At 40.3% G+C, this 13,277-nt stretch carries 9 protein-coding genes; 6 read left to right on the top strand and 3 right to left on the bottom strand.

The genetic code is table 11. From position 1 onward, the window contains the following. Nucleotides 1-52: 52 nt before the first annotated feature. Nucleotides 53-307, bottom strand: coding sequence for a hypothetical protein (locus I6F48_RS13640; RefSeq protein WP_197119647.1), 255 nt, complete (start codon nt 305-307; stop codon nt 53-55). Between the two features lie 348 nt (nt 308-655). On the opposite strand from I6F48_RS13640, the gene I6F48_RS13635 reads away from it, so the two are divergent. Next, nucleotides 656-1,081 carry a hemerythrin domain-containing protein gene (locus I6F48_RS13635; protein WP_007581776.1) on the top strand — a complete coding sequence of 142 codons (426 nt, stop codon included), beginning with the start codon at nt 656-658 and terminating at the stop codon, nt 1,079-1,081. Between the two features lie 117 nt (nt 1,082-1,198). On the opposite strand, the gene I6F48_RS13630 is transcribed toward I6F48_RS13635, so the two are convergent. Both I6F48_RS13630 and I6F48_RS13625 read right to left on the bottom strand, forming a co-directional pair. Beyond that, nucleotides 1,199-3,715 (bottom strand): plasma-membrane proton-efflux P-type ATPase, encoded by a 2,517-nt coding sequence (locus I6F48_RS13630; RefSeq protein WP_197119646.1) that lies wholly within the window; start codon nt 3,713-3,715, stop codon nt 1,199-1,201. 287 nt (nt 3,716-4,002) lie between these two features. Beyond that, on the bottom strand, nt 4,003-4,416 hold the full coding sequence (locus I6F48_RS13625) for a hypothetical protein (RefSeq protein WP_007581772.1): 414 nt from the start codon (nt 4,414-4,416) through the stop codon (nt 4,003-4,005). 425 nt (nt 4,417-4,841) lie between these two features. Between I6F48_RS13625 and I6F48_RS13620 the strand changes: the two genes are divergently transcribed. Genes I6F48_RS13620 through I6F48_RS13600 form a run of 5 tightly spaced genes read left to right on the top strand, consistent with a single transcriptional unit; the run spans nt 4,842 to nt 13,259 of the window. Then, nucleotides 4,842-7,202, top strand: a complete 2,361-nt coding sequence (locus I6F48_RS13620) for a TonB-dependent receptor (protein ID WP_197119645.1) — start codon at nt 4,842-4,844, stop codon at nt 7,200-7,202. A gap of 10 nt (nt 7,203-7,212) precedes the next feature. Then, nucleotides 7,213-9,366 (top strand): FAD-dependent oxidoreductase, encoded by a 2,154-nt coding sequence (locus tag I6F48_RS13615; protein WP_165740879.1) that lies wholly within the window; start codon nt 7,213-7,215, stop codon nt 9,364-9,366. A 2-nt stretch (nt 9,367-9,368) separates the two neighbouring features. Then, complete coding sequence (locus I6F48_RS13610) at nt 9,369-10,187, top strand: DUF547 domain-containing protein (protein WP_197119644.1); 819 nt, start codon at nt 9,369-9,371, stop codon at nt 10,185-10,187. Further along, nucleotides 10,174-11,508: an ABC transporter substrate-binding protein gene (locus I6F48_RS13605; protein ID WP_197119643.1), complete on the top strand. Its 1,335-nt coding sequence runs from the start codon at nt 10,174-10,176 to the stop codon at nt 11,506-11,508. The genes I6F48_RS13610 and I6F48_RS13605 overlap by 14 nt, the downstream gene beginning before the upstream one ends. Continuing rightward, nucleotides 11,505-13,259 carry an ABC transporter permease gene (locus tag I6F48_RS13600; RefSeq protein ID WP_197119642.1) on the top strand — a complete coding sequence of 585 codons (1,755 nt, stop codon included), beginning with the start codon at nt 11,505-11,507 and terminating at the stop codon, nt 13,257-13,259. Before I6F48_RS13605 ends, I6F48_RS13600 begins: the two co-directional genes overlap by 4 nt. Nucleotides 13,260-13,277: the final 18 nt, after the last annotated feature.

Raw genomic sequence — 13,277 nt, 5'->3', positions numbered from 1 at the left:
CTATTTTTACGTAACTTATTTACTTTAGACTATAGCTGCAAGTTAGCCGTATTTACTTTTCTACCTCCATTACAAAAAATTCAAAAAAGAACGTACCTATAGCATCAAAAAAAGTGTCGTTTTTTTCATCCTTTTTAATTTGTGCGCTAATGCATTGATTATAAACTTCTGAGCTTGTTTGAGCGCCATTTCGATCAACCGTTTCGGCCTCTTCAATGCATAAGTTAGGGTCAGAACGTGGGGCTGTACTACATGCACTTAATAAAGCGCACAGCAATAATGCGGCGATGGGGCTTTTTGTGTTCATCCTTAAACTATCCTATTAAGTTAACGTGCTACCTGCATTTATACCGATTGGTATTATATGTGGGAGTAATACATATAGATTGTACCTAAATAATGTTGCGACTTTATCACTGCAATAAAATAAACAACCAGTAAATATTTGTAAGGTTCTGTAGGGATTTATACTCACTTCTATAATTGAACTACGTAAAAGCCTGAAATTATTGCATTCATATCACTGTAAAATTTACAGTGATAGCAGCCCAAAAATAAAAAATCAAAATAAAAGCAATAAAATACATCAACTTAATATTTGGCATTTAGTTTGCTAGTTAGTGACATAAGCAAATAAATTGTAAAAGGATTAGTTATGAATATTTTTGAAGCACTACGTCATGACCATGACAAACAACGAGAATTGGTAGATGCGCTTATTCAAACGCACGGCGACACAGAGCAGCGCCACACGCTAATGGACGAGCTAAAAACAGAACTAGAACAACACGCAAAGTTTGAAGAACGTTACTTTTACAACCCACTTATGTTTGATGACTTAACTCATGAAAAAGCGCGCCACAGCGTAGCTGAACATCACGAAATTGATGAATTAATTGAACAACTTGAAGATACCGAAATGAGCTCGTCTGCATGGTTAGTTGCAGCTAAAAAACTGCATCATTTAGTACATCATCATTTAAGTGAAGAAGAACACGAAGTATTTCAATTAGCGGGTAAAGCACTAACCGAAGGGCAAAAACAAAGCTTGGCAAAGCAGTATAATGATGCAATGCACTAATACTTTTTATTTGTGAGTAACTTTACTCACAAATAATTGAACCACCTTATATACACTCCCTTGTGTACTATTGGTTATAAGCCACTTGGCTTATAACCATTTTTTTAAGCCTATATGCTAACTCTTCTCTAGTAAGGGTGCTTCTGTCGGATCAAAAATTCGATACGCCACTAGCTTTAAACCATCGTTAATAAAAAACCACACCAAAGCATATGCCCACACAGCAAGTGCCCATCCCCATCCTAGTGGGGTCATAAACACACCATAAACAGCAATAAGTGTTGCTATAACTTGCGTGCCAAATACGGCGACCATTAATATAGCAGACGGTTTAATAGACCAAAATGGACCTCGGGTACGCGCTAAAAATATAGTCAAATGCCCTGCTACAGAAAGTAATAAGTACATTAATGTTTGAAGATGAGGACGGTCGAGTTCAAATACTTTATCTCCTAAGTAAAATAAACCAAAGGCTGCAATTGGCCCTACAATTCCCAGCACAGATGCAATACCTAAAACGAGCCGCATATTCCATGTCTCGGGCTTATTTTGATAATGCACATTGTCGTATGCAATAGACAAAATGGCGGCATCGTTAAGTAAAGCAAGCATTACAATCATGACTGCTGTTAACGGATAAAAGTTAAAAATTAATATCGCCATTGTCATAAAGAGTAGTACGCGCAGTGTTTCAGCAACCCTGTAAATAGCGTAACTGTTCATGCGTTGAAATATTTTTCGGCTTTCTTTAACTGCATCAATAATAACCGACAAGCCATCGGTCATTAACACAATTGATGCTGCTGAACGCGCTGCATCTGTAGCACCCGATACAGCAATGCCACAGTCAGCTTTTTTAAGTGCTGGCGCATCATTTACGCCATCTCCTGTCATGCCAACAATGTGCCCTCTATGCTGAAGCACATCAATAATATGGTATTTATGCTCAGGGAATACTTGTGCGAATCCGTCAGCACTCTCGATAGAATCATCTAACTGTGTGGCTTGATGATACTCAGTTGCACCAAATCCACTAGCATCAAGAATGTTTGTCCCTAAACCCAGTTTACTTGCAGTTTCGCGCGCAATGGCCACTTGGTCGCCCGTGACCATTTTAACACTCATACCCATTTCTTTTGCATCGGCAATGGTTTGTATTGCTTCTTCACGCGGTGGATCAAAAAGTGGCAATACGCCTATAAATTGCCATTTACCTTGCTCGTCTGTTTTAGCAACCGCTAAAGAGCGAAACCCACGTGCTGCAAATTCATCTATTGATGCCTCAACTTGAGTTTTAACTGCCTCAATATTAGCCGACAAAGCTAAAATAACCTGCGGTGCACCTTTGGTCACTTTAAATGTTTTGCCATCATCATTTTTAACGATTGCTTCAGTACGTTTGCTCACAGGATCAAATGGCTGAAAATGCTCTATATGATAAGAATCTAGATGCTGCTCAGCTTTTACACTTTGTAATACTGCTAAGTCAATCGGATCGTTATTTTCTGAGCGAGATGCTAATGCCGCGTACAATATAACTTGCTCAGCAGAGCCTTTATTTATTGAGTTTTCGATATAAAACGGGTCACCCAACGTTAATAGGTTTTGTGTCAATGTGCCGGTTTTATCAGAACAAAGAATATCAACACCCGCTAGCTCTTCAATTGCAGCTAAACGTGTTACAACCACTTGCTTTTTAGCCAATAAACGAGCGCCTACAGCCATAGTAACTGATAGCACTGTTGGCATTGCAACTGGTATTGCAGCAACAGTTAATACGAGTGCAAACTGTAATGTGGTGATCATTGGATCATCGCGAAACAAAGCAACAATAACTATAAGCAGTACTAAAGCCGCAGCAAGCATTATTAAATAATTACCAATTTTAAGCACTGCACGCTGAAAATGACTTGCGGTTCGCTCCCCTTGCACTAACTGTGCTGTTTTACCAAAAAAGGTATTAGCGCCGGTTGCGTATACTATTGCCTCTATTTCACCTTGGCGAATAATAGAGCCCGAATAAACAGTTTCACCCGCCGACTTTACAACCGGTAACGACTCACCCGTAAGTGATGATTGATCTACTTCTACTGAATCACCATCGAGCAAACGCGCATCTGCAGGCACTATATCGCCCATCCGCATTCTAATAACATCACCTGGTACAAGCTCGCTGGCATTTAAATTTTGCCATTGAGTATCGCGGCGTACTCTCGCCTTATTTGCTAATTTTGCTTTTAATGCAGCAATTGCATTGCCCGCTTGGTGCTCTTCCCAAAAGCCAACCAATACGTTGGACAACAATAATACAAGAATAATAAAAAAATCAGCCCAGTGCTTAGCAAGCGCAGATAAAATAATAGCAGCCTCGATCATCCACGGTATTGGTCCCCAAAAGTAAGATAAAAATTTGAGTAGTAGGTTTGTTTTTTCTTCAACTAGTTCGTTAGGTCCATATTGTGCCAATCTTTGTGTGGCATCAGTTTGGCTTAACCCGTCGGATGATGTTTTTAGCTTTGCTTGTAATTGTGCTAAATCGAGCTTGCTCCATTCATCGCAATTTTGATTATGTGAAGACTTGTTTACTGAACGATTTGATGACTGATGCGCTGACGAAATTTTAACCTTTTCCATACGAGCCTTCTATACAACATTGAGTTGAATAACTTGAGGTAATTAAAACCTACTAACCGTATAGCTAACATAAACTAAAGCTGTCGATATTGTTCTTACAAATATATTAACTTTGATCTAACGCAATATTTAAGATGAAATAATATAAAAAGGATTATTTTTAGAAGATGACAAAGAGATTGGATTATTAGAAGAAGTGCTCAAAGGCTATACATTGGGCTGAAATAGTAAATAACTCAGCCCAATGTATTTTTAGCTACAACCTTAAGGGTATAGCTATTGTTCTATTACTTTACAGTAAATTTCACGTCTTGGTCGCGTAATAAGTAAAGTGCAAAACACGCAGCCCACATTGGCCATGCAGTGAAGAATAATAAGTTGTTAAAGCCATCTATATACTGGTTGTACGAAGAAAGCGTAGATAAGCCATGCATTACAAAAATGATACCGTAAGTTATGCGCTTTTTAATACCCGCTAAAAATGCCAATACTAATACAAGTTGTAGAGCACCGATAACATAAGCAACTATGTCAGATGAGCCACTAATACCGTAAAAATGTTCAAAAATACGTGCGCTATGACCAGGGTTTACGAATTTATCGAACGTCCACATAACCATTACAATAAATACGCCTAAACGCAAAGATAAAAGTGACCATTGCAAACGGTTTTGCACATCAGAACTCATTGAACCTGTCATAAAATTTCCTTAAATGAATATTAATAAACGTTGAAGTAACCTAGACCGTATAAGTTATTTTTTATTTCAAAAAAATTTAATTATTTTAAATAAAAAAGTAATTAAGCCTTGTAGCAATAAAAGTGAAGCTTATTTTAGGAATTTTAAAATGCTGCGTAAAAGTTAACAATTTTAAAATGTTAGCAGGTAAAAAGTAGTCTATAATTAAAAAAGCCCATTAAAAGCAAATATTTACATTCACTCTAATACAATCGCTCTATTAATATTTTATCAACTAATAAAACAATAGTACTTAATTACCACCTTTATAATGCATCCGTTTTGTTATGTTCTAAAAAACAAAAAGAATCGAAATTTACTGAAATTTATTTTTAATCCTTTCGGTCTTTATCGCCAACAACATTTTAACCGTAGAGAGAAAACGTTTGAAACACGCATATTTAGCACTTTCCCTAGCCACCATATTAAATACACCACTTAATGCTTTTGCAGCCGAAGAATCAAAAACAACAAAAGATGGCGCAATAGAGCGCATTGAGGTGGCAGGCCAAGTTATTAAATCTCAAGGTCTTTCGGTTAAAAACGCCACTGTAGACGGCCCGTTTGGCGACAACTTAGCCCTACAAGATATAGCCCGATCAGTAACACCAATTTCAAGCGAGTTAATAGAGCAACTCAATATTACGACTTTACAAGACGTGCTCGCAGTAAGCCCTAATACCTATTCAGCCAGTGGTTTTGGGGCACCCAGTTTACCTACTATTCGTGGGCAACTAGGTGAGCTTTTTCAAGATGGCACACGCCGCCAAGCCGGTAATAACGGCTTTGGTGTGCCCTTATCGTTCAACTCTATAGAACAGATAGACGTGGTAAAAGGCGCGCCGCCGGTATTATTTGGCTCAAGCCAACGCAACGGTGGTTTTGTAAACTTACATTCTAAAAAAGCATCAACTGACGAAAGTAAAGGCAAAGCAACGGTATCTGCAGGTCGATGGGATCAGTACAGTGTTTTAGTGGATTACAGTGCACCCATTGTAAAAGATAAAGTAGGTTTTAGAGTAAGCGCTGAACACATAGATAACGGCAGCTACTACGATTTTTCAGGCACAAAGAGCGACAGCTTATTTGCATCATTACGCGTATTACCTGATGACAAGAGCAGCTGGGATATTAACTTTGAGTTATATCAAGTTGAATTTACCGATAACGCAGGTATTAACCGCCCTACTCAAGCGCTAATAGATAATGGCCTTTATATTACCGGCCAAGGCGTGCAAGCAAATGGCAGCACAGTACCGGCAGCAGGTTCAATAATCTCACCAACTGGGCAAGTAAAAATAGATCGCAGTACAGTGCTTACCGATCCTGATAATCAAAACGAAGCCACTACTTATTTACTACACAGCATTTATAAGCGTGAACTTTCCAACAATGCATCAATAAAAAACATTACGTATTTTCAGCACTTACAACGCGAAGAAATTGCACAAAATAGCTTTGTTGAAATTATAGATGGTGCCGATACCGCGCAAAACCGTACCGAGCTTACCTATCTTTGGAATAGCGACCAGCAAACAATTTTTGCATTTGATGTGCGTTATAACCGCGTATTAGGCTACAGCCAATTTACAACAGAAGCCGATTTACCTATTGATTTAACAGGCCCACTTTCAAACCGCCGCATTCCTTTAACTGATGTACAACAAGCGCGTTTAATTGAAATTAGCCCAGGTATATTTGTATCCCCTGGTGGTCAATATGATATTAATAATGACGGCAATGGCGACTTTAACTTATCAGACACTACCGATTCGCGCTCATGGCAAACAGGCTTTGCTATTCAGCAGGATTCTGATTGGACAGATAAGTTTCATACAAGTGTTGGCTACCGCATTGATTTTTATGACGTAGACGCGCACGACCCAATAGCACCAGAGGGTGAAATTGCAGCTCGTGATAGCATTAACGATAAGCTACATTCAGGGCAAGTAAGCTTTAACTACCGATTAAACGGTGATTACACCACTTATGGTGCAGCAAGTTACAACGAAGCCACATCAAATAGCATGGCTGGCGGCACGTCTCTTGGTGGCGACAACACGATTAGCGCGCAAAACTTTTCAACCGAAAATACTTTAGTTGAATTTGGTTTAAAATACGCACCAACCGACAGTGATTGGTACGCCGATGGAGCAGTATTCAGCCAACGTCGTAGTTTACGTAATCGCGATGGTAGCAATACCGGCATTCGTACTACCGGCTTTGAAAGCCAAGTATTTTATGATGCTTACCCTTATTGGCTAAGTGCTGGCTACAGCTATATTGATGCTCGCTACGATAATTCTGCAAGTAGCCAAGATTCAGCTCAAGTAGCCGATGCATTTGACAACTCACGTCCAGATATTATTGAAGGTACCAGTGTTGGCGCACCTAGTTTTACTCCATTTGCACGCTCTAATCGCCAAGTTCAAGGCATTCCTGAGCAGTCGTTCAGTTTTAACGGAAATTATTCAATTAATTCGAAATGGCAAACGGGTTTTTCAGGTCTATATACAAAGAGTTACCCATTAGACTTTTTGGCGACAGTTAAGATTCGTGATCAGTACACATTAAACGTTAATACTAGCTATGCTTTTACGCCTAGTACTAAGTTACGTTTAGATGTAAACAACGTAACGAATCAAAAAAACTGGCGCCCTGTATTTGAAGGCGGTTACTTTGGTGCAACATTGGCTTTTCCTGAGTTGCCAATAAACGCAAAGTTAACCCTTACGCATAGTTTTTAAGAGAGAGAACATGATTAAAAAAATATTTTTATTATTGATTGCAGCTGCCGCTATCGGCCTGTTCTTTCATTTTGACTTACACCAACTACTTACACTTGATGGCTTAAAAGGGTCGATGGATCAATTTAGCGATTACAAAGAGCAATCACCGCTACTTGTTATTGGTGGGTTCTTTTTATTGTATGTAGTGGTAACGGCTCTCTCTTTACCGGGCGCGGCTATTTTAACACTTGCCGCAGGTGCATTGTTTGGTTTAGTTGAAGGCTTATTGGTTGCCTCTTTTGCATCAACTATTGGCGCAACACTTGCCTTTTTAGTATCACGCTACTTACTACGTGACACTATTAAGCAACGCTTTCCTGAGCGCTTAGCTGCAATTGACGCAGGCGTTGAAAAAGAAGGTGGTTTTTACTTATTCACTCTTCGTTTAGTGCCTGTGTTTCCGTTCTTTTTAATTAACTTATTGATGGGTGTTACTTCAATAAAGTCGTGGACTTATTACTGGGTAAGCCAAGCAGGTATGTTAGCCGGCACATTTGTATTTGTTAATGCAGGTACACAGCTGGCGCAAATAGATAGCTTATCTGGCATTTTATCGTTCAACTTAATTTTATCATTCGCTCTATTGGGTATTTTCCCTTTCATTGCAAAAGGAATCTTAAACGTGTTTAAAAAACGTCGAGTATACAAAAATTATACTAAACCTAAAAAATTCGACCGCAACATGATTGTTATTGGTGCTGGGGCTGGTGGTTTGGTAACAAGTTATATTGCTGCTGCTGTTAAAGCAAAAGTAACTCTTATTGAAGCGGGCGAAATGGGCGGCGACTGTTTAAACTACGGTTGTGTTCCAAGTAAAGCAGTTATTAAAAGCGCTAAAATTGCAGAGCAAATTCGCCACGGCGAAAACTACGGTCTAGAAAACGCAACACCGCAGTTTTCGTTCAAAAAAGTAATGGCACGTGTACACAAAGTTATTGCAGATGTAGCACCACACGACAGTGTTGAGCGCTACACCGACTTAGGCGTAGATGTAGTAAAAGGTTACGGTAAATTAATAGACCCGTGGACTGTAGAAATTAAACTTAACGACGGTGGCACGCAAACACTCACCGCTCGTACTATTGTGATTGCCACTGGCGCACGCCCATTTGTACCGCCACTACCTGGTATTGAAGAAACAGGCTATGTAACAAGCGATACATTGTGGAATAAATTTGCAGAGCTAGATGAGGCACCTAAAAAGCTTGTAGTACTTGGTGGTGGTCCAATTGGTAGCGAATTAGCACAAAGCTTTGCACGTTTAGGTTCAAGCGTTACGCAAATTGAAATGGCAGAACGCATAATGATCAAAGAAGACCTAGAAGTGTCTACTTTTGCTCACGAAGCGTTAACCGAAAGTGGCGTTAATATTTTAACATCGCATCAGGCACTGCGCTGTGAAGCCCGCGATGGTAAAAAATTCATTATTGTTAAACATAACGACAAAGAAATCGATATTGAATACGACGAGCTATTATGTGCTGTTGGCCGAAGTGCACGCCTTAAAGGTTACGGCCTTGAAGAGCTTGGCATAGAAACAAACCGTACTGTTGTAACTAACGAATACCTTGAAACGCTATACCCAAATATTTTTGCAGCAGGCGATATTGTAGGTCCATACCAGTTTACACATGTGGCAGCCCATCAAGGTTGGTACGCAGCGGTAAATGGCTTATTTGGTCACCTTAAAAAGTTTAAAGTAGATTACCGTGTTATTCCGTGGACTACGTTTATTGACCCAGAAGTTGCACGTGTTGGCTTAAACGAGCAAGATGCAAAAGACAAAGGCATAGACTTTGAGATTACTCGCTTTGAATTTGAAGAGCTAGACCGTGCAATTACCGACAGCGCTACAAAAGGCTTTATTAAAGTAATTACACCCAAAGGCAAAGACAAAATACTCGGTGTTACTGTGGTCTCTGAGCACGCTGGCGACTTAATAGCTGAGTTTGTACTGGCAATGAAACACGGTTTAGGTCTTAACAAAATACTCGGTACTATTCATAGTTACCCTACATGGGCTGAAGGTAACAAATACGCAGCAGGTGAGTGGAAACGCGCTCATGCACCTGAAAAAGTGCTTAACTTGCTTGAAAAATACCACACTTGGCGTCGAGGTTAATTATGCTTAAAACACCTCTAAAAGCATTACTACTTGGCTCGGCTTTAGTTGCTACATCGTTTGCAACTTCATTTTCAGCCCAAGCCCAGAGCATGCACGATAGCTGGAATACATTGTTAAATAAGCACGTTATCGAAATTAACCAAGGTCACAGTACTGAGGTTGATTACGCTGCCATAAAACGTGAGCATGCACAGCTAAAAACGTATTTAGATTCGTTAACGGCTGTAACACAAAGCGAATTTGACGCATGGGAAAAGCCTAAGCAACTCGCTTTTTTAATCAATGCTTATAATGCGTGGACTGTTGAGCTTATTTTAACTAAGTACCCTGATCTCAAGTCAATTAAAGACTTAGGAAGCTTTTTTAGCTCACCATGGAGTAAAGAGTTTGTGCCATTACTTGGCAAAACTCGCAGCCTTGATGATATAGAACATGGTTTAATACGTGGCAGCGGTAAATACAACGACCCACGCATTCACTTTGCAGTAAATTGCGCGAGTATTGGTTGCCCAGCGCTTCGAGAAGAAGCGTATACAGCCACTGATTTAGAAAGCCAATTGCAAGAGCAAACAGTGCGCTTTTTATCAGATATGACACGTAATATGGCTCAAGAAAATACGCTAAGCGTGTCTTCAATATTTAAATGGTACGGTGATGACTTTGAAAATGGCTTTAGAGGTGCAAATACGTTACAGCAGTTTTTCTTGCAGTATCCTGACGCTCTTAAACTGATACCCGCTCAGCAAAAAGCACTTAAAAATGATGACATGAAAGTTGAATTTTTAGACTACAACTGGGATTTAAATGTTCGCCATTAAGTTTTGGCAAACACTGACGCGATACAGCTTTTGCTGTGTCGCGTTTTGCGTTTGTACAATCGCAAATTTAGCTGTTTTTTCGAGCACTGCGTTTGCTAATACCGTTATTAACTCAAATAGTAAAAGTAATTTAGTAATAAACACACAACAGGGATCTCGCTGGCAACAAGTTCAAACACTTGGTAGCAATCAATATGTATACTTTTATGCATGGGGCGGCGACGCGCAAATAAATGCCTATATTCAATGGGCTGCAAAACAAGTTAAAACTAAGTACAACATAAACTTAGTACATGTAAAATTAAGTGACACCAGCGAAGCAGTAAGCCGTGTACTTGCCGAAAAATCAGCAAACAATAACAACCAAGGCAGCGTAGATTTAATGTGGATCAACGGGGCTAACTTTGCCACCATGAGCGAGCACTCTCTTCTTTTAAAAGAATGGGCGAATAAATTACCTAACTTTGCATTAACTGATCCGGCTAACAACCCTGCTGTAACCTTTGATTTTGGACTACCCACCAATGGAATGGAAGCGCCATGGGGGCAAGCGTCACTTACGTTTTATTACGACAGCATTGCAATAAATGGTAATGCAAACAACAAATTGCCGACTACATTAAACGAATTATTAAACTGGAGCGCGCAAAATCCTGGTCGCTTTAGTTACCCAAAGCCGCCTGACTTTTTAGGCATGAGCTTTTTAAAGTACGCCTTAGTTGTACTGCATCAGCAAAGCAGCGAAAACATTAAAGCGCAGCTAAACCAACCAGCTACTACTAAAAACACGGCGCAAGTGTTAACCCCTTTGTGGGAGTTTTTAAATAAACTGCACCCAACACTTTGGCGTGGTGGCACTCATTTTATGCAAAGTGGTGCTCAAATGCGCCGCCTAGTAGACGATACAGAGCTGAGCTTAGCCTTTACTTTTTCTGCACCAGAAGTACCGGCAGCTGTAAAACGCTATGATTTGCCAAACAGCATTCGCAGCTATGCAATGAGTGATGGCAGTTTAAGTAATACCCATTTTGTGGCAATCCCTTACAATGCAACCCACCAGCAAAGTGCGCAATTAGTGGCTAATTTTTTAATGAGCCCAGAGGCGCAAGCTGAAAAACAAAAAGCGCATATATGGGGCGATAAAAGCGTACTTATTCAATCAACGCTAACGCCTGATCAGCAAGCCTTATTTAAAACAGCTAAACCGCATCCAAGTGCACTGCCTTTAAACAGTATTAAACGCACATTGAGCGAACCTCATCCAAGCTGGGTAAACGCCATTATGCAAGGTTGGCAAACCCGTTATGGAGTAAGCCAATGAGCGTTATTTCAAAAAGTGTCCCCGTAAATACCAAAGCAACAACGCAGTGCAGCACCGATATGTTTACGCGCATTGTAAAATTTAGCCCGCGATTTTTACTCGCTTTACTTATACTACCCGTACTTGGTGGCTTAATTAGCGTATTGCTGCCTGCCTTTGGTTATGCGCCCGTACTTGAGCAAACAACGTTTAGCTTGCAAGGTTTTAATGCCCTTTGGCAAACACCTGGCCTTACCCAAATGGTTACCTTAAGCGTTGCAACAGGTTTAATAAGTACTTTGCTTGCATTTATCATTACCTTAATGATTTTAGCTGCGTTTTTTAATAGCCCTTGGCTTAACCGAATTCAGCGTTTATTGAGCCCTATATTAGTTATACCTCATGCCGCCGCAGCTATTGCAGTAGGTTTTTTAATTGCCCCTTCAGGTATGATTTCACGCTTAGCGTCGCCTTGGTTGAGCGGCTGGGAACTTGCGCCAAACGGCATGTTTCCGCATGATTCGTTCGGTATTAGTATAATTTTGGGCTTAACACTCAAAGAGCTGCCTTTTTTACTATTAATGGCACTGGGTGTACTTGCTCAACCTGAGCTTGGCAAAAAGTTACGCCAACAACATAAGGTTGCGCTTAACTTGGGTTATTGCCCAATGACCGCCTTTTTTAAAGTAATACTGCCCAGCCTTTATCCGCTGCTGCGTTTACCGCTTTTAGCAGTGCTTGCCTATGCCAGTGCCAGTGTAGAAATGCCACTTATTTTAGGCCCAAATACACCACCTACGTTGGCCGTTGCAATAATGCATTGGTTTAACGATGTTGATTTAAACCTGCGTATTAAAGCCTCAGCGGGCGCTTTATTACAACTGGCTGTTACAGGCGGTTTGTTAGCCCTTTGGCTTGGCGGGGAAAAGGCCGTAAAAGTGCTATTTAGCGACTCTCTCACTAATGGAGTGCGCGAATACGGCGGATTTTATTGGCAAAAAATAACGGTCGTACTCACCGCATTAGTAATTAGCTTTATACTATTGTCGCTTATTGGTTTAGTTATGTGGTCGGTTGCAGGTTTTTGGCGTTTTCCAGATGCAATGCCTGAGCAATTTACACTACTGCATTTTAAAAGTGCGCTAATGCAAATGGGCAGCCCGCTTTTTAATACGCTAGCAATCGGTTTAGTAACCACACTATTTGCCATTATTCTTACTTTACTGTGTTTAGAATCAGAGCAGTTGAATGACAAACCTATTTCTCGTTTTACCAGTTTAATTATTTACTTACCGTTATTAGTACCCAGTATTGCCTTTTTGTTTGGGCTAGTATGGATACAACAATTGGTAAATAACCAAGCCGCATTTTTTAATGTGGTACTTACGCATTTACTGTTTGTGTTGCCTTATGTGTTTTTGTCACTTGCGAGCAGCTATAGGCGCTTAGATCCTCGTTTTGCTCATGTTGCAGCAAGCCTAGGCGCAGCGCCATGCAAGGTGTTTTTTAAAGTAAAACTACCTCAGTTGTTTGCCCCTATTTTAATTGCAGCCGCACTGGGCTTAGCAATTAGTTTTGGACAATACCTCCCCACGCTTTTAGCTGGCGGCGGGCGCATAGCCACAATAACAACCGAAGCTGTTACGCTTGCCAATGGCGCAAGCAGACGCACCAGTGCCGTGTACGCTATTATGCAAATGGCGTTGCCACTTATTGGATTTATACTGGCATGGGGTTTACCTAAATATTTTTTCAAAAGTGCACGTGTTTAAAAGTACGCAAGTTTAAAA

The sequence above is a fragment of the Pseudoalteromonas sp. SWYJ118 genome (assembly GCF_015864505.1).
In the GTDB taxonomy this organism is placed as follows: Bacteria; Pseudomonadota; Gammaproteobacteria; order Enterobacterales; family Alteromonadaceae; genus Pseudoalteromonas; species Pseudoalteromonas arctica.
The sequence above is the reverse complement of the archived record's forward strand: the minus strand, read 5'-3'. Positions and strand labels throughout refer to the sequence as shown.